This is a genomic window from Pseudomonas sp. BYT-1, from assembly GCF_023611805.1.
In the GTDB taxonomy this organism is placed as follows: Bacteria; Pseudomonadota; Gammaproteobacteria; order Pseudomonadales; family Pseudomonadaceae; genus Aquipseudomonas; species Aquipseudomonas guariconensis.
Window position 1 is genome coordinate 1,665,552 of record NZ_CP072559.1, and the last position, 23,231, is coordinate 1,688,782.

Below are 23,231 nucleotides of genomic sequence, written 5' to 3' on the forward strand. Positions count from 1 at the left end.
TTCAAATGAACAGCACTGTGCGCTTGACCCTGATCACCCTGGCATTGGGTCTTTCCGCGTGTACGGTGCAGCCGCCGAGCCAGGAGCGCTTGCCGCCGATAGAGGCCCCTCATCCCCGCCAGGGGCCAGCGGTCAAACCGTTGCCAGGGGGGCAGCCGGGCACCCAGCCGAGCAAGCCCGCCGCCACGCCCAAAGCAATGCCGCGTACCTCTGCCAGCTTCGCCCCGCCACCAGGCGGGGCCAGCCATTGGGACCCGCGCATGGGTGTCTATGTCCTGGAGAACAAGACCAATACCTTCTATCGCCAGCGCACCTACTACCGCTGGAACAACGGCTGGAGCTGGTCGCTCAGCCCTGATGGACCCTGGCAGGAAACCGACAGCAGTGGTGTGCCAGGCGGTCTGGGACGCGCCTTCGCTCAGTAGTTCATCCGACCGTTACAGTACAGTTTTGATCCTATCTTTCCATTGACTGTACTGGTGGGTTGCCACGCATAATCCCAGCTCACCGTTGAGCTGGGGGGGCGTTCGAGCCCGACTGTCCTGTCGGACGCGTGGCGCGGCTATCGCCATTTTCCTGCCCCCGCTTGCAAACATTCTTTGCCGCTCGGCACTCACTGGCGCTTTTGCGTTCCTGAACGTTTTCCAGAACTCGCCCAGCCAGGTGCTGGGCTTTAGGAGTCTTTGCATGCAATTCGAAATTTTCCAGGTCGACGCGTTCTCCGCCACGCCGTTCGGCGGCAACCCGGCGGCAGTCGTCCCGCTGGAAACCTGGCTGCCCGACGAAACACTCAAGCGTATCGCCGCGGAGAACAACCTTTCCGAAACCGCTTACTTCGTGCGTAACGGCGAGGCATTCGACCTGCGGTGGTTCACCCCGACCGTGGAGGTGAACCTATGCGGGCATGCGACCTTGGCAACGGCGTGGGTGTTGTTCGAGCAGTTGGGGGAGCAGGCCGAGGTGCTGCGGTTCAATACCCGCAGCGGCGAACTGCGCGTCAGTCGAGGTGCCGATGGGCTGCTGGCGATGGATTTTCCGGCCAAGCAGCCGGTAGCGGTTGATATTCCTCAAGCGTTGCTCGAGGCGCTAGGGCTGACCAGTGCCCGGGCGTTGTATCGCACTGATGACTATGTGCTGGTGATCGACGATGCCGAGCTGCTCGGCACGCTGACGCCGGATTTCGTTGCGCTTTCGGCGTTTGACGTGCGAGGAATTGCGGTGACAGCACCCGGAGGTGGGTTTGATTTCGTTACCCGTTGGTTCGGCCCTCGGGTTGGGGTCAATGAAGACCCGGTGACAGGGTCGGCGCATACATCGCTGGCGCCTTACTGGTCCGAGCGGCTGGGCAAGCGCCGGTTGGTGTGCGAGCAGGGCGGGGCGCGTAAGGGGCAACTGGAATGTGAAGTGCCAGGGAATGGGCGGGTGATCATCAGTGGGCGGGGGGCTTTGTACCTGCGTGGGGTCATCTTTGTCTGAGTGGGTTGTGGGGTGAGCCTTTAAGCCTATTCGCGGGTAAATCGGGACGCCGAATAGGCCGGAACAAACACCAAAACAATTAACTTGTTTACCGTTGCCGTTGCCGTTGCCGTTGCTTTTGCTACGCGATAGTCCAGACACCACCCATCGCGACCTCAGAAGGCCGAGTGGAGGTGTCTGTAGGGGCAGGCGCGCAGCGCCCTTCGGCGGTAGCCGAAGACGCGAGATGGAGGCTGGCGCAGCCAGCCGGAGGCCGCGGAGCCCCGCAAGGCACCGGAGCGAGGGGACCCCGGAGCGCAGCGCAGGGGCCGGATGCGGGAGCCAACGGCTTTTGCCTACTTTTGCCCAAGAGCAAAAGTAGGTCGCCGTAAAGGCGAAAAGCGCCGGTGGCGCCCCCACCAAACCCGGATATTCACACAGCCTGAAAGCCCAAGCCCAAATAGAATCACCACCTATACTTCCCAGTCCCAAATGCAAGGAGCCTCACCATGACCCTGGAAAAACAAGGCACCTGCCTCTGCGGCGAAACCCACCTGAAAGTGACCGTCGACAACACCCACATCAGCGCCTGCCACTGCAGCATGTGCCGCAAGTGGACCGGCGGCCCGCTACTGGTCGTCCATTGCAGCCACCCTCCAACGATCGAAGGCCGCACGCCAAGCGTCTACGACTCTTCCGACTGGGCCCAGCGTGGTTTTTGTGGCCGGTGCGGCACACATCTGTACTACCGCCTCAAAGCCAACGATTTCTATGCCATCCCGGTAGGCCTGTTGGACGGCGAAGAAGCCTGGGCTTTCGACTTGCAGATTTTCATCGAGCAGAAACCCGCCTGGTACTGCTTCGCCAACCAGACCAAGGAATTGACCGGCCAGGAGGCATTCGAGCAACTTGGCTAGCGCATCAAGCCTTGCCAAAGTGGCACATTCCTGAGAAAAGGGCGGCCACAAATCCGCTTCAAGGAAACCGCCATGAGCAGCGAACTGCAAATCATCGATATCCAGGAAGGCGACGGCAAGGCTGTGGTCAAGGGCGCGCTGATCACCACCCAGTACACCGGCTGGCTGGCCGATGGCAGCGAGTTCGACTCCTCCTGGACGCGGGGTAAGCCGTTCCAGTGCGTTATTGGCACCGGCCGCGTCATCAAAGGCTGGGACCAGGGCCTAATGGGCATGCGTGTCGGCGGCAAGCGCAAGCTGATAGTGCCGGCGCACCTGGGTTATGGCGAGCGCAACGTGGGCTCGATCCCGCCCCATTCGGACTTGACGTTCGAAATCGAGTTGCTGGAAGTATTGACGCGCGATGACTGAGTCATCCGCGTCTTACCCGCGTTGCAGGTGAGGAAAAGTCATCCGGTAAACAACGAAACGACGGGTATTGCTCGCTCCACCGGCAAGGCACCTTCTGCGTTCGAGCGATGACTTTGAACGCTAAGGTGGGCACATGCAATTCACGAACATTCATCAAATGATCGGCTATCGGGGTGTGGTCTTTGACGTTCTGGAGTTTGAGGTGATGCGACGTTCTCAATTCGGGGCGCTTTACTTCGACGTGGCACGACAGGTAAACGATCGCATCATCGAAAGAGTAATAAAGGTCTATGACCGTATGCAGGCAAGGGAACGTCCCTGCCTTCTGAAAGTTTCGATTTCAAAGCCTCTGAACCGTGATCAATGCGACGCACTCAATGCTCAGCGCTGGACGTTAACCAGCTTGATCCCGGGCACAGCCCGACGTCAGCGGACCGCTGTGGCAGCCAAAATCAATGTCCCCGCTATTGTCGCTGAACGATTGCGGCACTATCACGTGGGAGACAGATTGATTGGTATCGATGCCAGCGTTCACGGCGGTCTCGGGCCTCGGCAGTTGTCCACCTCAATGATCCTCAAGCATTGAGCCTCCAATGCACGAAAATGCATTTTCTCTTGTATCGATGTTCGTGGCGGCGTTCTTCATCGACCAGCGGCTAAAAGCGCCCAGGTTGCGCAAATGGTTGGGCGTCGCCGTATTCATGGGAGGGCTGGCCAGCCTCTTCTATATACATCTCGAGACGTTTTGCGGCATTGACCTCATGCTATGCAAGATTTTTGCAATGATCATGGGGATGTGTCTTTTCTGGCGTCGAGATCAGCACATGAAGTGATGTGCCTGGCCGGCTGGAATCCACCTTTGCTGGTCGGTAATGCCCAAGCTCGCTTCCACACTTGCAATGGCGCAGGTGTGGAAGCGACAGCCGTCCAGTGACGGCTTAACGTCCGAACATCATCGGCCAACCCACGACTTTCTTCGCTCGGGGTGTCGCATAAGTGCGTACTTTCGAGGTGCTCAAGCCCAGCCTCACCAGGGATTCGGCGATGCACACCGCTGCACTGACCCCATCTACTACCGGTACCCCCGTACGTTGACGGATCTGTTCATCGAGCCCGGCCATGCCGCCGCAGCCCAGGCAGATCACCTCGGCTTTGTCTTCACGCACGGCGCGTTCGGCCTGTTCGACGATCGCTTGCACGGCTCGCTGCGGGTCGGCTTCCAGGTCCAGCACGGCAAGGCCACTGGCGCGTACCGAGGCGCAGCGGTCGTACAGCCCGGAGAGCTTGAGGCGGTCCTCGATCAGCGGCACGGTGCGGTCCAGGGTGGTGACCACCGAATATTTGTGGCCCAGGTACATGGCGGTGCTGGCGGCGGCGTCGGTGATGTCCACGACCGGTACGTCGAGCAGTTCCTGCAGGCCTTCGCGGCCATGCTCGCCATAGCCGGCCTGGATCACGGCATCGTAGGGTTGATCGAAATTGAGCACCCGGTCCATCACGGCGATAGCGGCGAGATAGCTCTCGAAGTTGCCTTCCACGGACTCCGCGCCGAACCAAGGCGTGAGGCCGACGATTTCGGTGCCTGGGGAGGCCACACTGCGAGCTTGCTCGGCGATGGCGTCAGTGATGGCGGTGGTGGTGTTGACGTTGGCAATCAGAATGCGCATGGAGATTTCCCTATCAATGGCTGCTGTGGTCGACGGCGATGGCTTCACCGCTGACGTCGAGGTACTGGCGGTTGCGCGGGGCGACCAGCAGGTAGAGGGTGGCTGCGGTGCCGGCACCGATCAGCCAGGAGAACGGCGCGACGCTGTGGAAGTGGGGCACCAGTGCCAGCACGATGGCCAACAGGGCTGCCGGCAGGAAGGCCGCGACGGCGCGCAGGTTGATGCCCCGCGTGTAGAAGTAGGCCCCCGCGGGATTCTCGCTGTAGAGCTCGGGTACATTGACCTGGCCTTTTCGCAGCAGCCAGTAGTCCGCCATGATCACGCCATACAAGGGGCCGAGCAGGGCGCCCAGACCTGACAGGAAGTACACGATCACCAGCGGGCTGTTGTAGAGGTTCCAAGGCAGGATCAGCACCGCCAGGGTGGCGCTGATCAAGCCGGCGCGGCGGAAGTTCAGATGGCGTGGCGCCAGGTTGCTCAGCACGAAGGCCGGGGCGACGAAGTTGGCCATGATGTTCACCGCCACGGTGACGATCAGGAAGGCCAGGCAGCCGAGAACCAGGAAAGCTGTGCTGGGAATGGAGGCGACGATCTGGGTGGGGCTGTCGATGACCTGGCCGTTGATCTGGAACTGTGCGCCGCACAGCACCGCGGTGATGGTGGCGAACACCAGGATATTGACCGGTAGGCCCCAGAAATTGCCCACACGGATGGTCTTGCGGCATGGCGAGGAACGAGCGAAGTCGCAGAAGTTCAGCACCAGCGTGCCGTAGATGGCCAGCCATAGCGCGCCGCCGGCAAAGATGTTGCGCCACATCTCATAACCGGTCAGCGGTTCGGCCACCGACCAGGCGATGCGGGCATCGGCCTGGAAGTACATCCACCCGGCAAGGCTCGCCACGGTCAAGAGGATCACCGGGCCTGCGAAGGCCTCGTAGCGGCGCACCATCTCCATGCCGTAGGCAAGGATCACCAGTTGCACCAGCCAGATCGCCACGAAGCACACCCAGCCCAGGCTCGACAGGCCAAGAAGGCTGTTATCGTCGTAGGCCGCCAGCTGCGGCCACACGGCAGTGAGCAGTACGCGCAACACGACGGACGCCAAGTAGGTCTGGATACCGAACCAGGCGATGGCGATCACCGCCCGGATCAGCGCCGGTATCTGCGCGCCGTGGATGCCGAAGGCGATGCGACTGATCACCGGAAAGGGTACGCCGGTTTTCTGTCCCATGTACCCGGACAAGTTCATGAAGAAGTACACCAGCGCTGCGCCGATCGCCAGGGACAGAAGAATCTGCCAGCCGCCCAGGCCGAGGGCGAACAATCCCATGGCAAAGGAATAGTTGGCGATGTTGTGCACGTCATTGGTCCAAAGCGCGAAGATGCTGTAGCGGCCCCAGCGACGGCCCTCGATACGAGTAGGGGCGAGGTCTCTGTTATGCAGGCGCGGGCTGAGTTCAAGCGCCGGCGAATGGCCATTCAATGGAAGAGAGGGGGAGGCGGTGCTGGCAACGGATAGTTCAGGGGCTAGGTTGAGGCTGGTACTCATGCGTCAGGCTCCTGATGCGCGTGGACTGCGATGAGCGGGCAGCGCACGGGCTCGCCATCTCGTCGGTGCAGCGTTGGCATCACTGGGTTCTGGGCGCAACGGCCTGTTGTGTAAGGCAGGCGCTGCGAGTTCTTGTATGTATGTTTTGTCTGATTTGTATACAAAACATAGGCACACAAAAGCGAGTTCCATGCCAGGTAAAAACCAACTTTACGGGTATGGCCTTTTGCAACTTAACCCGCTGAAAGTTAAGTCGATGAATTAAGCGCAATATATGTTGACCAATTGAACAGGTTTTATTTCTCGTCGTCGCTGTTAGTTGATCGATTGGTCAGATTTTTAGGTGGGAAGTGTGTAGGGGAGTGAGTGGATGACGGACAAAAGTGCACACAAAAATGACACTTTAGGTGACATTCTTGTGTACAAATTATCGATCGATAAATGTCAATAACGCTTTTCGTAAATCCCACTTCAAGCCATTGGCGGCAATCGGCGTTTAACCGGGGTTTTCTTGATGATCGCGGTATTGGTTTCCGCCAGCACATTGATGCGATCGAGCAGCGTGTCGAGTTGCTCCATTGACCTCACGTGCAAGCGTGCGATGAAGCAGTCTTCCCCGGTGACCTTGTCGCACTCGGTGAACTCGGGGATGGCAATGATCTGCCGCTCCACCTCCTGCAACTGACCCGGCAGCGGGCGGATCCGTACGATGGCTTGCAACTGGTAGCCGAAGCTGCGCGGATCCACCTCGACGGTGTAGCCGCGCAGTACACCACGTTCCTCCAGGCGCCGCAGGCGTTCGCTGACACTGGGGGCCGACAGGCCACTGACCTGGGCCAGGGCCTTGAGCGAGCGGCGGGAATCTTCCATCAGCGCATTGATCAGCAGTTGGTCGATGTCATCGGTCATGGGTACCTCGTTAGGCGTTTTTTGTTTTCTGCCTTGATAGTAAAGGCAAGATGACGAAATCGCCTTTTTTATCCGCTGGATGGCACGCTAGGGCACTGGGCATACTGTGGCCATGTTCGACAGGAGGTGTGAGATGGACAATTCGTTGCGCCGCGGCTCGCTGGAAATGGTCGCCGCCATGCTGATTTCCGGGACCATCGGTTGGTTCGTGCTGGTGTCCGGTCAACCGGTGCTGGAAGTGGTGTTCTGGCGCTGCGTGTTCGGCGCCGTCACCCTGTTGCTGATCTGCGCTGCCATGGGCTTTCTCAAACCCGGTGTGTTGACTCGCGCTACCTTCCTGCTGGCGGTGGCCAGTGGCGTGGCTATCGTGGGCAACTGGGTGCTGCTGTTCGCCTCCTACTCCAAGGCTTCGATCGCCATTGGTACGGCGGTCTACAACGTGCAGCCGTTCATGCTGGTCGGGCTGGCAGCGTTGTTCCTGGATGAAAAGATCACCCTACCCAAAATGACCTGGTTGAGCCTGGCCTTCCTCGGCATGCTGGCCATCGTCAGCGCCCATGGCAACGGCCAGGGTGGGGCGGGCGACTATCTGCTGGGCATCGTCCTGGCTTTGGGCGCGGCCTTTCTCTATGCCGTGGCCGCTTTGATCATCAAGCGCCTGAGCGGTACGCCGCCGCACCTGATCGCGCTGATTCAGGTGACCACGGGCATCCTGTTGCTGGCGCCGTGGGTCGGCGGTGAGGGGCTACCCGTTGAGACGTCGGCACTGGCCAGCCTGCTGACGCTGGGAGTCGTGCACACCGGCGTGATGTACGTGTTGCTGTACAGCGCTATCCAGCGCCTGCCTACCGCCCTGACCGGCGCGTTGTCGTTCATCTACCCGATCGCGGCGATCCTGGTCGACTGGGTGGCCTTCGATCATCGTCTGGCGCCGCTGCAGTGGCTGGGTGTGGCGGCGATTTTGCTGGCTGCAGCAGGGATGCAGCAGGGGTGGTGGTTCCGCTCGGGCAGGGTCGCGCTGAAGGGCCAATGATCGAAGGCTCCTGAACCACCGGGGGCGCTTTGCGCCCCCCCGCGAAACAAGGCTGCTCCTAGCAACGCCTGCGTTGGGCCGCGTAGCAGCCTCAAAAGCCCAAGCGAGCGCTATTAGGTAGAATGCCTTCTTTTTGCTTGCGACCCGATCATGACCTCGCCGATCCCTACCCTCGAGCAGCACTTGCTCGCCGCCCTCGACCCCGCCCCGCAAGAGACCCGCCGCCTATTCCATGGTCGTGGCCGCTGCTGGCCGGGGCTTGAGCAGATCACGGTCGATTGGTTGGAAGGCGTGCTGCTGGTGGCGTTGTTCCGTGAGCCGCCCGAGGGCCAGCTGGCAGAATTGCAAGCGATGCTGCGCAGCCTCGCCGAGCGCCCGCAATGGACTGGCCAGGCCATCCTCATCCAGCACCGCTACCTGCCCGAGAGCCCTGGCCAATGGCTGCTGGGCGAGCCTTGCCAGCAACGGGTGGTGGTGGAAGACGGGCTCAAATACCTGCTCGACCTAGGGGTGCGCCAGAACAACGGACTGTTCCTGGACATGCGCTATGGCCGTCGCTGGGTGCGCCAGCAGGCCGCGGGCAAGCGAGTGCTCAACCTGTTCGCCTACACCTGTGGGTTCTCGGTGGCGGCGATCGCCGGCGGTGCGCAGCAGGTGGTCAACCTGGACATGGCCAAGGCCGCGTTGTCCCGGGGACGGGAGAACCACCGGCTCAATGATCATGACTCATCCCGCGTCGCGTACCTGGGCCATGAGTTGTTCAAATCCTGGGGCAAGGTGCGCAAGTACGGGCCCTATGACCTGATCATCATCGATCCGCCCACCTTCCAGAAAGGCAGTTTCGTACTGACCCAGGACTACGCCAAGATCCTGCGACGCTTGCCAGAGTTGTTGACGGAAGGGGGAACGGTGCTGGCCTGTGTCAATGATCCAGGCATCGGGCCGGGTTTCTTGATCGAGGGCATGGCCGAGCATGCGCCAGGGCTGGCATTCGTCGAGCGGCTGGACAACCCGCCGGAGTTTCCAGATGCGGATCCGGAAGGTGGGCTGAAGGCGCTGGTGTTCCGTCAGGCCTGAAGCAAGCTGCGCCGATCCTTTGTCGCGCAAACCACACCATGAAAAAGGGGGCTCCAGGCCCCCTTTTTCGCTTAATTGCTGGTGTAGATCTGGTCGAACACGCCGCCGTCGTTGAAGTGGGTCTTCTGCACGGTGCGCCAGTCACCGAAGGTCTTCTCCACCGACAGGAAGTCGACTTTCGGGAAGCGGTCGGTGTATTTGGCCAGGACAGTGGCATCACGCGGACGCAGGTAGTTCTGCGCAGCGATCTCCTGGGCCGCCGGCGACCACAGGTACTTGAGGTACTCCTCGGCTACGGCGCGTGACTTCTTGCGCTCGACGACTTTGTCGACCACGCTCACCGGCGGTTCGGCTTCGGCCGACACGCTCGGGTAGACCACTTCGAACTGGTCGCGGCCGAACTCGCGGGCGATCATCTCGGCTTCGTTCTCGAACGTCACCAGCACATCGCCGATCTGGTTGGTCATGAAGGTGGTGGTAGCGGCGCGGCCACCGGTATCGAGCACCGGAGCCTGCTTGAACAGCTTGCCGACGAAGTCGCGTGCCTTGGCTTCGTCGCCGCCCTGCTTGAGTACATAGCCCCAGGCGGAGAGGTAGGTGTAGCGGCCATTACCCGAGGTCTTGGGATTGGGTACGATCACCTGCACGCCGTCCTTGAGCAGGTCGGGCCAATCCTTCAGGGCCTTCGGGTTGCCTTTGCGCACGATGAACACGGTGGCGGAGGTGAAGGGCGCGCTGTTGTTCGGCAAGCGCGAAACCCAGTTGTCCGGCACCAGCTTGCCGTTGTCGGCCAGGGCGTTGATGTCTGTGGCCATGTTCATGGTGATGACATCGGCCGGCAGGCCATCGATCACTGCCCGCGCCTGCTTGCTCGAGCCGCCGAAGGACATCTGTACGTTGACCTTCTCGTTGTGCTCGGCTTCCCAGTGCTTTTGGAACGCTTGGTTGTAGTCCTTGTAGAAGTCACGCATCACGTCATAGGAAACGTTCAGCAGGGTGGGAGCGGCCTGGGCCAGGTTGCCCAAGGCGAGTCCTGCGGCGAGCAGCGAGGCGGTGAAGAGCTTTTTCACGAAGCTATCCTTGTTCTGGTTCAAATGTTTGGCAATTTGCCAGCGACTATAACCTTTGGTTCTTGAGGCCTTAAAGACCAAATGGCTCTTTGCTTATTCGTTTTTCGGGAACAGTGCATTGCCGCAGCGTGAGCAGAATGCAGCGCCATGCTCGTGGGTGTGCTTGCGGCAGGTGGGGCAGTCGTGTTGCAGCTGTTCGCCGCGCAAGGCGTTGGCCAGCTCGGCGGTGAAAATGCCGGTGGGCACCGCGATGATCGAGTAACCGGTGATCATCACCAGCGACGACAGTACCTGGCCCAGCGGAGTCTTGGGCACGATGTCGCCAAAGCCCACCGTGGTGAGGGTGACGATGGCCCAGTAGATGCCTTTGGGAATGCTGGTGAACCCGTGCTCAGGGCCTTCGACGACATACATCAGTGTGCCGAACACCGTCACCAGGGTGGAGACGCTCACCAGAAAGACGATGATCTTCTGCTTGCTGCCTTGCAGCGCCGCCAGCAGGTAATGAGCCTGCTTGAGGTAGGGACTGAGCTTGAGCACGCGGAAGATCCGCAGCATCCGGATGACCCGCACGATCAGCAGGTATTGGGCGTCGCTGTAGTACAGGGCGATGATCCCCGGCACGATCGCCAGCAGATCGACCAGTCCGTAGAAGCTGAAGGCGTAGCGCAGAGGCTTGGGCGAGCAGTACAGCCGGGCCAGGTACTCCACCAGGAAGATCGCCGTGAAGCCCCATTCGATCATGGCCAGCATGCCGGCATAGCCCTGATGGACCTCGTCGATGCTGTCGAGGATCACCGTCACCAGGCTGGCGAGAATGATCAAGAGCAGGATCTTGTCGAAGCGCCGGCCGGCGACGGTGTCGGTCTGGAAGACGATGACGTAGAGCCGCTCGCGCAGGCTCGCAGGGTTTTCCATGGGCTCGTTCCCTTGTGCGATGGGCAGAGCCTAGGGGCTGCGATTTAGCTGTGCAAGCGATCGACGTTGCGACGTTGGCTCAGTTGCAGCAAATGACTGCCCACATGCATCAACCAGCAGGCGGTGACGAAGGGCGCGGTCAGGCCGGCGATCGGTATCTGGTTGAACAAAGGTTGCAACAGCAAAGCCAGGGCAATGGCCAGCAAGGTCACCCAGAAGCGCTCGCCCTGACGGCTGAAGGCCAGCGCGGCGAGCGCAGCGTTGAAGCCGTACAGCCCCATCCAGGCCGCCTGGGCTTCGCCTGCTAGCAACGCGACACCACCGCCGATGGCCGATCCCAGCAAAGCCCAGAGCGCGGCGTAGGGGTTGGCCACGAGCATGCCGATGACGATTAACAGGCCGGCCAACGGATTGTCCAGCAGGAAGATCTGGCCCACGCCACGCAGCAGGGCGTACAGCGGGTTGGCTTCGGTGAACAAGGCGGGCATCGGTTCTGTCATCAGCAAGGTGCCCCAGCCGAGCAGCACGAAGGGTGCGGTATAGGCGACGAGCAGTTTGCCGCCGCGTTTGCGCCATTGGTGTGTGAGGATGCTGGAAAGACCACCGGCGGCGATGATCAGTGGCGGCACGATGGCCGACCAGGGTAGCAGGGCGGCGATCAGGATACCGATCAGCACACCGTTGTAGCTGTACAGCCCGGCCTGGCGGTCGGCGCGCTCATAACCGCGGCGCTGGGCGGTGAGCAACCCGGCCAGAGCGCCGAGCAGGGCACCGCCGACCAGGTTCGGGGCGGTCAGCAGAAGGGCCAGCAGGCAGCACAGGCCGCAAAAAGGATTGCGCAGCAGCAGAACCTGGCTGAAGCCGTTGAGCAAAGCCGTGGCCCAGTCGGGGCACGGGTTGACGAAATTCTTGGTGTACATGGGGCAGTCAGGAAGGTGGGAAGGGAAGCGGTGGGCCTCTTCTGGGCCTCGGATTTTCCGCCGGTTGTTGTTCATGGGCAGGGCTGGGCCCTCGATCGCAGGCTTCGCCAGCCCCACGGGAATGCACATCCGCAGGGCGCTGGCGAGGACCGCGATCAGGGGCGCAGGCGCCCCAGGGTGAATCAGGCCAAGGTCTCGATCCGCAGGGTATTAGTCGTCCCTGGCTTGCCGAAAGGCACACCGGCGGTGATCAGCAGCGTGTCGCCACGGCTGGCCATGCCTTGGGCCTGGGCGATCTCCAGGGCCGTGGAGCAGATCTCGTCGACCTGACGCAGGCGGTCATTGACCACCGAATGCACGCCCCAGGTCACGCTCAGGCGACGGGCGGTGGCCAGGTTAGGCGTCAGGTTGAGGATCGGTGCACGTGGACGCTCGCGCGCCGCGCGCAGGGTCGAGGAACCCGACTCGCTGTAATTGACCAGCACGGCCACCGGCAGGATGCCGCTGATGCGACGGATCGCGCAGCTGATGGCATCCGACACCGTGGCTTCGGCCTTGGGCCTGCCGACGTCGAGCTGGGCCTGATAGTCCGGGCCGTTTTCTACCTGGCGGATGATCTTGCTCATCATCTGCACGGCTTCCAACGGGTACTCACCCGATGCCGTCTCCGCCGACAGCATGACTGCGTCGGTGCCTTCGGCCACGGCATTGGCCACATCGGTGACCTCGGCGCGGGTCGGGGCAGGGGAGAAGCGCATGGACTCGAGCATCTGCGTGGCTACCACCACCGGACGGCCAAGCTGGCGGCAGGTGTTGATGATGCGCTTCTGGATCTGCGGCACGCTCTCGGCGGGTACTTCCACGCCCAAGTCGCCACGGGCGACCATGATCGCGTCGGACAGCTCGGCGATCGCTTGCAACTGGTCCACCGCCGATGGCTTCTCGATCTTGGCCATCAGGTAGGCGCGGTCGCCGATCAACTGGCGGGCCTCGACGATGTCCTCGGGGCGCTGGACGAACGACAGGGCGACCCAGTCGACACCCAGTTCCAGGCCGAAGGTCAGGTCGCGGCGGTCTTTTTCGGTCAACGGGCTGAGGTCGAGCACGGCCTGGGGCACGTTGACGCCCTTGCGGTCGGACAGCTCACCGCCGGCGACCACTTCGGTGTCGATGGCATCGCTGTGCTTGGCGGTCACCCGCAGGCGCAGCTTGCCGTCGTCGAGCAGCAGGTCCATGCCGGGCTCCAGCGCGGCGATGATTTCCGGGTGGGGCAGGTTGACCCGGCGGTTGTCGCCTGGGGTCTTGTCCAGATCCAGGCGCAGGGCCTGGCCGCGTTGCAGCTGGATCTTGCCGTCGGCGAAACGGCCTACGCGCAGTTTCGGCCCCTGCAGGTCCATCAGGATGCCCAGCGGGTAGTTCAGCTGCTGCTCGACTTCGCGGATCCACTGGTAGCGCAGCGCATGGTCGGCGTGCTCGCCGTGGCTGAAGTTCAGGCGGAAGATGTTCACCCCGGCCTCGACCAGCTGGCGAATGTCATCGATGCCTTTGATCGCAGGGCCGAGGGTCGCGAGGATTTTGACTTTCTTATCAGGCGTCATGATGGCTGGGTCTCGAGGATCAGGATGGCACGGAAGTCGTTGACGTTGGTGCGGGTCGGCTCGGTGACGATCAGCGCATCCAGTGCGGCGAAGTAGCCATAGCCATTGTTGTTGTCCAGCTCGTCGGACGCCGACAGGCCCAAGGCCTCGGCGTTGGCGTAGCTGTCCGGGGTCATGATGGCGCCGGCATTTTCTTCGGAGCCGTCGATGCCGTCGGTGTCACCGGCCAAGGCGTACACGCCCGCCAGGCCCTTGAGATTCTCGGTGAGGCTCAGCAGGAACTCGGCATTGCGCCCCCCACGGCCGTTGCCGCGTACGGTGACGGTGGTTTCGCCGCCAGAGAGGATGATGCAGGGCGCCTTCAGTGGCTGGCCGTGCAATACGATCTGACGGGCGATGCCGGCATGGACCTTGGCCACTTCGCGCGATTCGCCTTCAAGATCGCCCAGGATCAACGGGCTGAAGCCCGCTTGGCGTGCCTTGACCGCTGCTGCCTCCAGGGACTGCTGAGGCTTGGCGATGAGCTTGAAGTGGCTGCGTGCCAGCGCCGGGTCATCGGCCTTGACGGTTTCCGACGCTGGATTGTTGAGCCAGTCGATGACTGCCTGGGGCGCTTCGATGTTGTAACGCTTGAGGATGGCCAGGGCGTCGGCCGAGGTGCTTGGGTCGGCCACGGTGGGGCCGGAGGCGATGACCGTGGCCAGGTCGCCCGGTACGTCGGAGATCGCGTAGGTGTAGACAGTGGCGGGCCAGCACGCCTTGGCCAGGCGGCCGCCCTTGATCGCCGAGAGGTGCTTGCGCACGCAGTTCATCTCGCCGATGGTGGCGCCGGACTTGAGCAGGGCTTTGTTGATCTGCTGCTTGTCGGCCAAGGTCAGGCCTTCGGCAGGCAGGGCCAGCAGGGCCGAGCCACCGCCGGAGAGCAGGAAGATCACCCGGTCGTCTTCAGTGAGGTTGCTGACCAGTTCGAGCACGCGTTTGGCCACGGCCAGGCCGGCGGCATCGGGAACCGGATGGGCGGCTTCGACCACCTCGATCTTCTGGCAGTTGGCGCCGTGCCCGTAGCGGGTCACGACCAGGCCGGACACCTCGCCCTTCCAGCTCTTCTCGACCACTTCGGCCATGGCCGCGGCCGCCTTGCCGGCACCGATGACGATGACGCGGCCGCTGCGGTCTGCGGGCAGGTGGGGTTCAAGAACCTGGCGGGGGTGAGCGGCGGCGATGGCTGTGTCGAACAGCTCGCGGAGAATTCTTTGTGGATCGACCGACATGGCAGGCTCCCAAAATCTTATTGTTCTGCAGAATCGAAAACGCCCCTGGAACTGCCTCCGTGCAGGCCGAACCAGGGGCGGTCCCCAGAGCTGCAAGCTTCAAGCTACAAGCCGCGAGCGAAATGCAGATCTGCGTTCGCTCGCCGCTTGAGGCTTACAGCTTGAAGCTTATTTCTCGTCGCGGATCGAGAAGTTGGCCATGTGCTCCAGGCCTTTGATCAGCGCCGAGTGGTCCCAGTTGCCGCCGCCCAGGGCGACGCAGGTGCTGAACACTTGCTGGGCGTTGGAGGTGTTGGGCAGGTTGATACCCAGCTCCTTGGCGCCTTGCAGGGCCAGGTTCAGGTCCTTCTGGTGCAGGTTGATGCGGAAGCCTGGATCGAAGGTGCCTTTGATCATGCGCTCGGCGTGCACTTCCAGGATCTTCGAGGACGCGAAGCCGCCCATCAGTGCCTCACGAACCTTGGCCGGGTCTGCGCCGTTCTTGGCGGCGAACAGCAGGGCTTCGCCGACGGCCTGGATGTTCAGGGCGACGATGATCTGGTTGGCGACCTTGGCGGTCTGGCCGTCGCCGTTGCCGCCGACGCGGGTGATGTTCTTGCCCATGGCTTCGAACAGCGGCAGAGCGCGTTCGAAGGCCTTCGGGCAGCCGCCGACCATGATGCTCAGGGTGCCGGCCTTGGCGCCGACTTCACCGCCGGAGACCGGGGCATCCAGGTAGGCAGCGCCGGTGGCCTTGATCTTCTCGGCGAAGACTTTGGTGGCGGTGGGGGAGATCGAGCTCATGTCGATCACGACTTTGTTCGGGCCTGCACCTTCGGCAACGCCGTTCTCACCGAACAGGACGGATTCGACCTGCGGGGTGTCCGGGACCATGACGATGATGAATTCGGCTTCCTGGGCCACTTCCTTCGGGTTGGCCAGGGCGACGGCGCCTGCGGCGACAAGATTGGCAGGGGCGGCGTCGTGGTGGGTGGAGACGAACAGGCTGTGACCTGCCTTCTGCAGGTTCTGGGCCATTGGGTTGCCCATGATGCCGGTGCCGATGAAACCGATTTTAGCCATGAGAATGTGCCTCTTTATATTTGTAGAAATCTCAAGTGAGCCGCGGTCTCTGCGGGAGCGGGTTTACCCGCGAAGCAGACACTTCGGTGGATGGCACCGGCTTGGCCGGTGTACGCGGGTGAACCCGCGTCCACGGTGTCTGCTACCCCACAGGGGCTGTACTCGGCTTTCAGATTGCGTTGTGGGTTTTCAGCCAGCCCAGGCCTGCTTCGGTGGTGGTCAGCGGCTTGTATTCCGCGCCCACCCAGCCCTGGTAACCGATGCGGTCCAGGTGCTCGAACAGGAAGCGATAGTTGATCTCGCCAGTGCCTGGTTCGTTGCGGCCGGGGTTATCGGCCAGCTGGATGTGGTTGATCAGCTTCAGGTTGGCTTCCATGGTGCGAGCCAGGTCACCTTCCATGATCTGCATGTGGTAGATGTCGTACTGCAGGAACAGGTTGTCGCTGCCGACTTCGGCCTGGATCTCCAGGGCCTGCTTGGTGGTGTTCAGGTAGAAGCCCGGAATGTCACGGGTGTTGATCATTTCCATGACCAGGCGGATACCTGCAGCCTTGAGCTTGTCGGCGGCGTACTTGAGGTTGTCCACGAAGGTCTTGCGGACGGTGGCGCAGTCCGGGCCTTGCGGGCGGATACCGGCCAGGCAGTTGACCTGGGTATTGCCTAGTACCTTGGCGTATTCGATGGCCTTGTCGACACCGGCGCGGAATTCTTCGACACGCTCAGGGTTGCACGCGATGCCGCGCTCGCCTTTGCCCCAGTCGCCGGCCGGCAGGTTGAACAGCACCTGGGTCAGGCCGTGGGCGTCGAGTTGCTGCTTGATCTCGGTGGCGCTGAAATCGTACGGGAAGAGGTATTCGACACCGCTGAAGCCAGCGTCGGCGGCGGCCTTGAAGCGGGCCAGGAAGTCCTGCTCGGTGAACAGCATGGACAGGTTGGCAGCGAAGCGAGGCATGGTTGTCTCCTTGCAGAAGAAGGCCCCCGGCACAGCCGGCGCGGGGGCGTCAGGCGGTCAGTCCAGCAGCGAGATCGCGGTAGGCGCGTCGTTGCCGACCAGGGCGAGGTCTTCGAACTCGTTGACCGCGTTGATTTCGGTACCCATGGAAATGTTGGTCACGCGCTCGAGGATCACCTCGACCACCACCGGCACGCGGAACTCTTCGGCCATCTTCTGCGCCTTGAGCAGGGCAGGGGCGATTTCAGCCGGTTCGAACACGCGCAGTGCCTTGCAGCCCAGGCCTTCGACCACGGCCACGTGATCGACGCCGTAGCTGCCCGCTTCGGTGGCGTTGATGTTCTCGAACGCCAGTTGTACACAGTAATCCATGTCGAAGCCACGCTGCGCCTGGCGGATCAGGCCCAGGTAGGCGTTGTTCACCAGCACGTGGACGTACGGCAGGTTGAACTGGGCGCCTACCGCCAGCTCTTCGATCATGAACTGGAAGTCGTAGTCACCGGACAGCGCGACGACTTTGCGCGAAGGGTCTGCCTTGACCACACCCAGGGCAGCCGGGATGGTCCAGCCCAGCGGGCCGGCCTGGCCGCAGTTGATCCAGTGACGCGGCTTGTACACGTGCAGGAACTGGGCACCGGCGATCTGCGACAGACCGATGGTGCTGACGTAGCAGGTGTCCTTGCCGAAGACCTGGTTCATTTCTTCGTAGACGCGCTGCGGCTTGACCGGCACGTTGTCGAAGTGGGTCTTGCGCTGCAGGCTCGACTTGCGCTGCTGGCAATCTTCCAGCCACTCGCGACGGCACTTGAGCTTGCCGGCGGCTTTCCACTCGCGGGCCACTTCCAGGAAGGCATCCAGTGCGGCGCCAGCGTCAGAGACGATGCCCAGGTCCGGGGTGAAAACGCGACCGATCTGGGTCGGCTCGATGTCCACGTGAACGAACTTGCGGCCTTCGGTGTAGACGTCGACGGAACCGGTGTGACGGTTGGCCCAACGGTTACCGATACCGAACACCAGGTCGGATTTGAGCAGGGTGGCGTTGCCGTAGCGGTGCGAAGTCTGCAGGCCGACCATGCCGACCATCTGCGGGTGATCGTCAGGAATGGTGCCCCAGCCCATCAGGGTCGGGATGACCGGTACGCCGGTCAGTTCGGCGAACTCGACCAATTTCTCGCTGGCATCGGCGTTGATCACGCCACCGCCGGAAACGATCAGCGGACGCTCGGCTTCGTTGAGCATGGCCAGGGCTTTTTCAGCCTGGACGCGGCTGGCGGCTGGCTTGTGGACTGGCAGTGGCTGGTAGGCGTCGATGTCGAATTCGATTTCGGCCATCTGCACGTCGAACGGCAGGTCGATCAGCACAGGGCCTGGACGGCCGGTGCGCATTTCGTAAAAGGCTTTCTGGAAGGCGTAAGGCACCTGGCCTGGCTCCAGAACGGTGGTGGCCCACTTGGTGACTGGCTTGACGATGTTGGTGATGTCAACGGCCTGGAAGTCTTCCTTGTGCAGACGAGCACGAGGCGCTTGGCCGGTGATGCAGAGAATTGGAATGGAGTCGGCCGAAGCGCTGTACAGACCGGTCACCATGTCGGTACCGGCAGGGCCGGAGGTGCCGATGCACACACCGATGTTGCCCGGGTTGGCGCGGGTGTAACCCTCGGCCATGTGGGAAGCGCCTTCGACGTGGCGAGCGAGGACGTGATCGATGCCACCCACTTTCTTCAGGGCCGAGTACAGCGGGTTGATAGCAGCCCCCGGGATGCCGAACGCGGTATCTACACCTTCACGGCGCATGACCAGAACGGCTGCATCGATTGCTCTCATTTTGCTCATGGTTTGTGCCTCATCGATTTTGTAATTGTATACAACTTGCTTTGCGACAGAGTGTATTCACGCTCGACGCTTTAGGTCAATCCATTTTCATCAGCGGAAGTGGCTTTCGTCGGGAAGCCTGTGAAAACGGCGTTTCGTCTGATCGTGCACGATCGTCTAAAATTATTGTATACAAAAAATCTCGCCGTTGTGTTCTATTGTCTCTATCCGGTTTTCAACTGCCCTTAGGGCTTCTCACAACAAGAAGAGGACCTTTCCATGAACGCATTGACCCTCAAAGTCGCCGTCAGCCTGGTGAACGCCGCGCTGTCAGCGGGTCGCAAGATCAACGCCGCTCCCTTGACGGTGGCGGTACTGGACGCTGGCGGGCACCTGCTGGCGCTGCAGCGCGAAGATGGCGCCAGCCTGCTGCGTCCGCAGGTGGCCATGGGCAAGGCCTGGGGGGCTGTCGCTCTGGGCAAGGGCTCGCGCCTGCTGGCGCTGGATGCGCAGCAACGCCCGGCATTCTTCGCCGCGCTCAATGGCTTGGGCGAAAGCCCGGTGGTACCGGCGCCTGGTGGTGTGCTGATTCGTGATCAGGCGGGCAAGGTGCTGGGTGCGGTAGGGATCAGCGGGGATACGTCGGATATCGACGAGCAATGCGCGATCAGTGCGATCGAGGAGGCGGGGCTGAAGGCCGATGCTGGCGTAGCTGCATAAGTGTTTAATCCTGGGGCCGCTTCGCGCCCCTGTCGCGAAAAAAGGCCGCTCCCTAGGTTCATCGCTGCCCTCGTAAGGGGGGCTTTGTGCCTGGGGAGCGGCCTTTTGTCGCAGGGGCATGACGCGAGCTGCGTGCGGCTTTTTGTCGCGAAAGGGCTGCATCGCAGCCCGCAATCGGGTCAGGCGGCTTCGGGCTCGCAGCCTTTGAGCACCAGCCGGATGATGGTCTCGGCCGCTGCGTCATAGTCACTGTCGGCCAGCTTGGGCTTGCCGGTGACCACGGAGATCTGCCAGTCGAAATCGGCATAGGTCTGCGTCGCGGCCCAGATGCTGAACATCAGGTGATGCGGGTCGACCGGGGCGATCTGCTTGCGCTCGATCCAGTGCTGGATGCATTCGATGTTATGCCGCGCCTGATCGTTGAGCTGCTGCACCTGGTTGGGCGAGAGGTGCGGGGCACCGTGCATGATCTCGCTGGCGAACACCTTCGAGGCATGGGGTAGGTCGCGGGAGATGCGGATCTTAGAGCGGATGTAGCCGCTGAGCACTTCCTTGGGGTCGCCGTCGGGGTTGAACGGCGTGGAGGCCTGCATGATCGGCGCGATGATGCTTTCAAGGACCTCGCGGTAGAGGTTTTCCTTGGATTTGAAATAGTAATAGACGTTCGGCTTGGGCAGGCCGGCCTTGGCGGCGATGTCGCTGGTCTTGGTGGCGGCGAAGCCCTTGTCGGCGAATTCTTCGCTGGCCGCGCGCAGGATCAGCTCCTTGTTGCGCTCGCGAATGGTGCTCATGTCGGGAATCTTCCTTTGTCTGGCCACCTCTAAGAGAGGGTTCGGCATGGTAGCACCCGCCTTGTCGGGCGCTCAAGGCGGCCTCTTTCGGCTAGAATCGACCCACTCAATCCATGGGATGCAGGCAATCATGGCAGGAAGCAGTCTACTGGTACTGATCGACGATATCGCCACGGTGCTCGACGACGTTTCGGTGATGACCAAGGTCGCGGCGAAGAAGACCGCAGGGGTGCTGGGCGACGACCTGGCGCTCAACGCCCAGCAGGTCACCGGGGTGCGTGCAGATCGCGAGATCCCGGTGGTGTGGGCGGTGGCCAAGGGCTCGCTGGTGAATAAAGCGATCCTGGTGCCGGCGGCGTTGCTGATCAGTGCGTTCATCCCTTGGGCGGTGACACCCTTGCTGATGCTCGGTGGCGCCTACCTGTGTTTCGAGGGCTTCGAGAAGCTGGCGCACAAGTTTCTGCACAGCAAGGACGAAGACCAGGCGCAGCACAACGCGCGCAACGAGGCCCTGGCCGATCCGAACATCGACCTGGTGGCCTATGAGAAAGACAAGATCAAGGGTGCAGTGCGCACCGACTTCATCCTCTCGGCGGAAATCATCGCCATCACCCTGGGCATCGTCGCCGATTCGCCGCTGACGCAGCAGATCGTCGTGCTCTCGGGCATCGCCGTGGTGATGACCATCGGCGTTTACGGCTTGGTGGGCGGCATCGTCAAGCTCGACGACCTGGGCTTGTGGATGACGACCAAGACGTCCAGCCTGGCCCGCGCCGTGGGCAATGGCATCCTGCGGGCTGCGCCGTACATGATGAAAAGCCTCTCGGTGATCGGCACCGCGGCGATGTTCCTGGTCGGTGGGGGCATCCTGGTGCATGGCATCGAGCCGCTGCATCACGCCATCGAGGCATTCAGCGAAGGGCGGGGCGGGTCGCTGACCGGCGGCTTGCTCAATGGCGTGGCCGGTGTGGTGGCTGGCGGTGTGGTGCTGGCGCTGGTGGGCGTGCTGAGCAAGGTTTGGCGGGCGCTGCGGCCCGCTCGCTAGCGAGGGCGCAGCCCAGTTCGTGACGGCACAAGGCCGTTCCCACGCCTGTGAGGAACGGCCTTATTGCGACTGGGCCGCGCAGCAGCCCCTCCACTCAGATCAGAAGTGATACTTGAGCAGGAAGCTCATGGTGTTCTGATCGGTGGTGAAGCCATCGCTGTCTTTGATGCCGTACTTGTTCTTCCAGTAGTCGTACTCGATACCTACGTACAACTGCTTCTCGCCCACCTTCAGCGCCTTGCCCAGGTCGTACTTGACCTGCGGATTGAAGTGCAGGTTCGCGTGGTAGTCGCCACGGCGGTTCTCGTCGTTGTCCACGACCCAGTCCATGAAGCCGTCGATGAGGATGTCCGACGAACCTACGGGAATGGTGTAGGACCAGACCGGGGTGATCTGCCAGACGTTGTCACCCGGACGGCTGCCGTCGGTAGTGCGCTGGTAGAAGTTCAGCTGGAAGTAGTCAAAGCCTGGGATGGCCAGGTCGAAGCCGGGACCGATCAGGTAGGACTCGGTGTCGCCCTCGCCGAACTCATAGGTCATGGCCAGCAGCACGTCCTTGATCGGGCCGAACTCGAGCTTCTGGTCGAAGATCTTGCCGAACGACAGACGCGGGCTGATCTCGCCGTAGTAGGTGTTGGGGCCGTTGTTCGCGTCTTTCTTGCCTTGGTAGAAGATCTTGTCGACGAAGATGAAGTTATCGCCGTACTTCCACCCGTCGGCATGTTCGAAGGTGACGGTCTGTTGGGTTTCAGGGTTCACCTTGAAGTTCTTGCCCCACAGGTAGGTGAGGCTGTTGTTCTGCCATTGCAGCAGATCGCCGGCGAAGCTGGCACCGGAAGCCAGCAGGCCGCCGGCAAGAATCAGGCTGTTGATGGTACGCATTGCGCAGGTCGCTCCCTTGAGTGGATCTGTTGTCAGCGCTCTTGAGGCGCATTTTTTGTCTTTTGAGTCAGTTTTTTTCGATTGGCCACAGCTAATGGGCAAGAGCTGCGCCAACATTTCCGGTTGGTCACAACCATCCTGCTCGACTACGTTCTGAACGGATGAAATGGGTGTTTCAGGCTGGCAACACGTTGGCCAACCGCCCTAATTCATTGACTGAGCGGTCAGTAAACGCGGGCAGGATCCTTCCTGCCCTGATCGAGGGGGCGCGCAGATTACCCACTTGCGCGCCCGGTCTCAAGTACTCCGTCCGGGAGTAACTATGGCATAAAACCTGAACTACGAGTCAACTTTTAGAAGTGCACTTTCACCAGGGCACTGGTGACGCTCTGATTGCTGTCGATGTTGCCACTGTTGTCGATGCCGTACTTGTCTTTCCAGTAGCTGTATTCGATACCCACATACAGCTGCTTGGCGCCCCAGTTGAGCGCCTTGCCCAGGTCGTATTTGACCTGTGGGTTGAACTGCAAGTTAGCGTGGTAGGTACCACGACGGGTCTCGTCGTTGTCCACCACCCAGTCGATGTAGCCATCGATGAGGATGTCGGACTTGCCCACGGGGATGGTGTAGGACCAGTTAGGCGTGATCTGCCAGACGTTATCACCCGGGCGGCTGCCTTCGGTATTACGTACATAGAAGTTCAGGTTGAAGTAGTTGAAGCCCGGCACGTTCAGGGCAAAGCCAGGACCGATCAGATAGGCTTCGTTGTCACCTTCACCGCGCTCGTAGGTCATGGCGATCAGCACGTCCTTGACCGGGCCGAACGAGAGGTTGCGGTCGAAGATCCGGCCCAGCGACAGGCGAGGGCTGAATTCGCCATAGTAGGTGGTAGGGCCTTTGCTGGCATCGGCCTGGCCGTTGTAGAAGGTCTTGTCGATGAACAGGAAGGTGTCGCCGTACTTCCACCGGTTGGCGTGTTCGAACGTCACCGTCTGCTGAATGCCTGGGTTGACCTTGAAGTCCTTGCCGTACAGGTAGGTCAGGCTTTCGCCGTGCCACTCCAACAAGTCGCCCGCGACAGCGGGGAGGGAGGCCAGCAGGCTGCTGCCCAGCAACAGGGACGAAGTGATGCGTTTCATGTTGAGATTCCCGGTTCTTGTTCTTGTTTGTGG

Annotated in this window: 24 protein-coding genes; 10 read left to right on the top strand and 14 right to left on the bottom strand. The window is 61.6% G+C overall.

The window, feature by feature from the left end:
- Positions 1–5 precede the first annotated feature (5 nt).
- The 6 genes from J5X93_RS07620 to J5X93_RS07645 all read left to right on the top strand — a co-directional run bounded on the left by J5X93_RS07620 (position 6) and on the right by J5X93_RS07645 (position 3,616).
- The gene (locus tag J5X93_RS07620) at positions 6–425 is read left to right on the top strand and encodes a hypothetical protein (protein WP_043212847.1); all 420 of its coding nucleotides are present in this window, start codon (positions 6–8) and stop codon (positions 423–425) included.
- A 262-nt stretch (positions 426–687) separates the two neighbouring features.
- Positions 688–1,476, top strand: a complete 789-nt coding sequence (locus J5X93_RS07625) for a PhzF family phenazine biosynthesis protein (RefSeq protein ID WP_090345513.1) — start codon at positions 688–690, stop codon at positions 1,474–1,476.
- A 488-nt stretch (positions 1,477–1,964) separates the two neighbouring features.
- On the top strand, positions 1,965–2,372 hold the full coding sequence (locus J5X93_RS07630; RefSeq protein WP_043215631.1) for a GFA family protein: 408 nt from the start codon (positions 1,965–1,967) through the stop codon (positions 2,370–2,372).
- A gap of 72 nt (positions 2,373–2,444) precedes the next feature.
- Positions 2,445–2,783 (top strand): FKBP-type peptidyl-prolyl cis-trans isomerase, encoded by a 339-nt coding sequence (locus tag J5X93_RS07635; RefSeq protein WP_043215633.1) that lies wholly within the window; start codon positions 2,445–2,447, stop codon positions 2,781–2,783.
- Positions 2,784–2,916: 133 nt separating this feature from the next.
- Positions 2,917–3,369 carry a hypothetical protein gene (locus J5X93_RS07640; RefSeq protein WP_043215635.1) on the top strand — a complete coding sequence of 151 codons (453 nt, stop codon included), beginning with the start codon at positions 2,917–2,919 and terminating at the stop codon, positions 3,367–3,369.
- Positions 3,370–3,376: 7 nt separating this feature from the next.
- On the top strand, positions 3,377–3,616 hold the full coding sequence (locus J5X93_RS07645; RefSeq protein WP_090345516.1) for a hypothetical protein: 240 nt from the start codon (positions 3,377–3,379) through the stop codon (positions 3,614–3,616).
- A gap of 105 nt (positions 3,617–3,721) precedes the next feature.
- On the opposite strand, the gene J5X93_RS07650 is transcribed toward J5X93_RS07645, so the two are convergent.
- From J5X93_RS07650 to J5X93_RS07660, 3 genes are all read right to left on the bottom strand, one after another.
- The gene (locus J5X93_RS07650) at positions 3,722–4,450 is read right to left on the bottom strand and encodes an aspartate/glutamate racemase family protein (protein ID WP_250342647.1); all 729 of its coding nucleotides are present in this window, start codon (positions 4,448–4,450) and stop codon (positions 3,722–3,724) included.
- A 13-nt stretch (positions 4,451–4,463) separates the two neighbouring features.
- Positions 4,464–5,999 carry an NCS1 family nucleobase:cation symporter-1 gene (locus J5X93_RS07655; RefSeq protein ID WP_102081318.1) on the bottom strand — a complete coding sequence of 512 codons (1,536 nt, stop codon included), beginning with the start codon at positions 5,997–5,999 and terminating at the stop codon, positions 4,464–4,466.
- 471 nt (positions 6,000–6,470) lie between these two features.
- Positions 6,471–6,908, bottom strand: a complete 438-nt coding sequence (locus J5X93_RS07660) for an Lrp/AsnC family transcriptional regulator (protein ID WP_043215643.1) — start codon at positions 6,906–6,908, stop codon at positions 6,471–6,473.
- A gap of 133 nt (positions 6,909–7,041) precedes the next feature.
- Here J5X93_RS07660 and J5X93_RS07665 point away from each other — a divergent pair, with 133 nt between their 5' ends.
- Positions 7,042–7,941 (top strand): DMT family transporter, encoded by a 900-nt coding sequence (locus tag J5X93_RS07665; RefSeq protein WP_043215645.1) that lies wholly within the window; start codon positions 7,042–7,044, stop codon positions 7,939–7,941.
- A gap of 150 nt (positions 7,942–8,091) precedes the next feature.
- The gene (locus tag J5X93_RS07670) at positions 8,092–9,018 is read left to right on the top strand and encodes a class I SAM-dependent methyltransferase (RefSeq protein WP_043215647.1); all 927 of its coding nucleotides are present in this window, start codon (positions 8,092–8,094) and stop codon (positions 9,016–9,018) included.
- Positions 9,019–9,089: 71 nt separating this feature from the next.
- On the opposite strand, the gene J5X93_RS07675 is transcribed toward J5X93_RS07670, so the two are convergent.
- From J5X93_RS07675 to gcl, 8 genes are all read right to left on the bottom strand, one after another.
- Entirely contained in the window at positions 9,090–10,088 is a 999-nt protein-coding gene (locus tag J5X93_RS07675) for a sulfate ABC transporter substrate-binding protein (protein ID WP_043215648.1), read from the bottom strand.
- Positions 10,089–10,181: 93 nt separating this feature from the next.
- A complete protein-coding gene (locus J5X93_RS07680) occupies positions 10,182–11,006 on the bottom strand; it encodes an ion transporter (RefSeq protein WP_043215650.1) in 825 nt (274 codons plus the stop codon).
- A 44-nt stretch (positions 11,007–11,050) separates the two neighbouring features.
- Entirely contained in the window at positions 11,051–11,926 is an 876-nt protein-coding gene (locus tag J5X93_RS07685; protein WP_182941456.1) for an urea transporter, read from the bottom strand.
- A gap of 182 nt (positions 11,927–12,108) precedes the next feature.
- Positions 12,109–13,524: a pyruvate kinase gene (gene pyk, locus J5X93_RS07690; RefSeq protein WP_090345523.1), complete on the bottom strand. Its 1,416-nt coding sequence runs from the start codon at positions 13,522–13,524 to the stop codon at positions 12,109–12,111.
- A complete protein-coding gene (locus J5X93_RS07695) occupies positions 13,521–14,795 on the bottom strand; it encodes a glycerate kinase type-2 family protein (RefSeq protein ID WP_070576725.1) in 1,275 nt (424 codons plus the stop codon). The genes pyk and J5X93_RS07695 overlap by 4 nt, the downstream gene beginning before the upstream one ends.
- A 168-nt stretch (positions 14,796–14,963) precedes the next feature.
- Positions 14,964–15,857, bottom strand: coding sequence for a 2-hydroxy-3-oxopropionate reductase (locus J5X93_RS07700; protein WP_043214874.1), 894 nt, complete (start codon positions 15,855–15,857; stop codon positions 14,964–14,966).
- A 169-nt stretch (positions 15,858–16,026) separates the two neighbouring features.
- Complete coding sequence (hyi, locus tag J5X93_RS07705; protein WP_043214871.1) at positions 16,027–16,809, bottom strand: hydroxypyruvate isomerase; 783 nt, start codon at positions 16,807–16,809, stop codon at positions 16,027–16,029.
- Between the two features lie 57 nt (positions 16,810–16,866).
- Complete coding sequence (gcl, locus tag J5X93_RS07710; RefSeq protein WP_043214870.1) at positions 16,867–18,642, bottom strand: glyoxylate carboligase; 1,776 nt, start codon at positions 18,640–18,642, stop codon at positions 16,867–16,869.
- Positions 18,643–18,900: 258 nt separating this feature from the next.
- Here gcl and J5X93_RS07715 point away from each other — a divergent pair, with 258 nt between their 5' ends.
- A complete protein-coding gene (locus J5X93_RS07715) occupies positions 18,901–19,341 on the top strand; it encodes a GlcG/HbpS family heme-binding protein (protein ID WP_043214867.1) in 441 nt (146 codons plus the stop codon).
- 179 nt (positions 19,342–19,520) lie between these two features.
- Here the strand turns inward: J5X93_RS07715 and J5X93_RS07720 are convergent, their stop codons facing one another.
- Positions 19,521–20,132, bottom strand: coding sequence for a TetR/AcrR family transcriptional regulator (locus J5X93_RS07720; protein ID WP_043214865.1), 612 nt, complete (start codon positions 20,130–20,132; stop codon positions 19,521–19,523).
- 130 nt (positions 20,133–20,262) lie between these two features.
- Between J5X93_RS07720 and J5X93_RS07725 the strand changes: the two genes are divergently transcribed.
- Positions 20,263–21,177, top strand: coding sequence for a DUF808 domain-containing protein (locus J5X93_RS07725; RefSeq protein ID WP_182941453.1), 915 nt, complete (start codon positions 20,263–20,265; stop codon positions 21,175–21,177).
- A gap of 99 nt (positions 21,178–21,276) precedes the next feature.
- On the opposite strand, the gene J5X93_RS07730 is transcribed toward J5X93_RS07725, so the two are convergent.
- Together J5X93_RS07730 and J5X93_RS07735 are read right to left on the bottom strand one after the other, a co-directional pair.
- Entirely contained in the window at positions 21,277–22,059 is a 783-nt protein-coding gene (locus tag J5X93_RS07730) for an outer membrane protein OmpK (RefSeq protein ID WP_043214863.1), read from the bottom strand.
- 353 nt (positions 22,060–22,412) lie between these two features.
- Positions 22,413–23,198 carry an outer membrane protein OmpK gene (locus J5X93_RS07735; protein WP_182941451.1) on the bottom strand — a complete coding sequence of 262 codons (786 nt, stop codon included), beginning with the start codon at positions 23,196–23,198 and terminating at the stop codon, positions 22,413–22,415.
- Positions 23,199–23,231 lie beyond the last annotated feature (33 nt).

Bases quoted from the DNA above. Each gene is read 5' to 3' on its own strand.
- J5X93_RS07685 (WP_182941456.1), bottom strand. From the start codon at position 11,926: ATGTACACCAAGAATTTCGTCAACCCGTGCCCCGACTGGGCCACGGCT.
- J5X93_RS07630 (WP_043215631.1), top strand. From the start codon at position 1,965: ATGACCCTGGAAAAACAAGGCACCTGCCTCTGCGGCGAAACCCACCTG.
- J5X93_RS07715 (WP_043214867.1), top strand. From the start codon at position 18,901: ATGAACGCATTGACCCTCAAAGTCGCCGTCAGCCTGGTGAACGCCGCG.
- hyi (WP_043214871.1), bottom strand. From the start codon at position 16,809: ATGCCTCGCTTCGCTGCCAACCTGTCCATGCTGTTCACCGAGCAGGAC.
- pyk (WP_090345523.1), bottom strand. From the start codon at position 13,524: ATGACGCCTGATAAGAAAGTCAAAATCCTCGCGACCCTCGGCCCTGCG.
- J5X93_RS07735 (WP_182941451.1), bottom strand. From the start codon at position 23,198: ATGAAACGCATCACTTCGTCCCTGTTGCTGGGCAGCAGCCTGCTGGCC.
- J5X93_RS07635 (WP_043215633.1), top strand. From the start codon at position 2,445: ATGAGCAGCGAACTGCAAATCATCGATATCCAGGAAGGCGACGGCAAG.
- J5X93_RS07620 (WP_043212847.1), top strand. From the start codon at position 6: ATGAACAGCACTGTGCGCTTGACCCTGATCACCCTGGCATTGGGTCTT.
- J5X93_RS07700 (WP_043214874.1), bottom strand. From the start codon at position 15,857: ATGGCTAAAATCGGTTTCATCGGCACCGGCATCATGGGCAACCCAATG.
- J5X93_RS07625 (WP_090345513.1), top strand. From the start codon at position 688: ATGCAATTCGAAATTTTCCAGGTCGACGCGTTCTCCGCCACGCCGTTC.
- J5X93_RS07730 (WP_043214863.1), bottom strand. From the start codon at position 22,059: ATGCGTACCATCAACAGCCTGATTCTTGCCGGCGGCCTGCTGGCTTCC.
- J5X93_RS07725 (WP_182941453.1), top strand. From the start codon at position 20,263: ATGGCAGGAAGCAGTCTACTGGTACTGATCGACGATATCGCCACGGTG.
- J5X93_RS07660 (WP_043215643.1), bottom strand. From the start codon at position 6,908: ATGACCGATGACATCGACCAACTGCTGATCAATGCGCTGATGGAAGAT.
- J5X93_RS07645 (WP_090345516.1), top strand. From the start codon at position 3,377: ATGCACGAAAATGCATTTTCTCTTGTATCGATGTTCGTGGCGGCGTTC.
- J5X93_RS07655 (WP_102081318.1), bottom strand. From the start codon at position 5,999: ATGAGTACCAGCCTCAACCTAGCCCCTGAACTATCCGTTGCCAGCACC.
- J5X93_RS07680 (WP_043215650.1), bottom strand. From the start codon at position 11,006: ATGGAAAACCCTGCGAGCCTGCGCGAGCGGCTCTACGTCATCGTCTTC.
- J5X93_RS07640 (WP_043215635.1), top strand. From the start codon at position 2,917: ATGCAATTCACGAACATTCATCAAATGATCGGCTATCGGGGTGTGGTC.
- J5X93_RS07670 (WP_043215647.1), top strand. From the start codon at position 8,092: ATGACCTCGCCGATCCCTACCCTCGAGCAGCACTTGCTCGCCGCCCTC.
- J5X93_RS07720 (WP_043214865.1), bottom strand. From the start codon at position 20,132: ATGAGCACCATTCGCGAGCGCAACAAGGAGCTGATCCTGCGCGCGGCC.
- J5X93_RS07650 (WP_250342647.1), bottom strand. From the start codon at position 4,450: ATGCGCATTCTGATTGCCAACGTCAACACCACCACCGCCATCACTGAC.
- J5X93_RS07665 (WP_043215645.1), top strand. From the start codon at position 7,042: ATGGACAATTCGTTGCGCCGCGGCTCGCTGGAAATGGTCGCCGCCATG.
- gcl (WP_043214870.1), bottom strand. From the start codon at position 18,642: ATGAGCAAAATGAGAGCAATCGATGCAGCCGTTCTGGTCATGCGCCGT.
- J5X93_RS07695 (WP_070576725.1), bottom strand. From the start codon at position 14,795: ATGTCGGTCGATCCACAAAGAATTCTCCGCGAGCTGTTCGACACAGCC.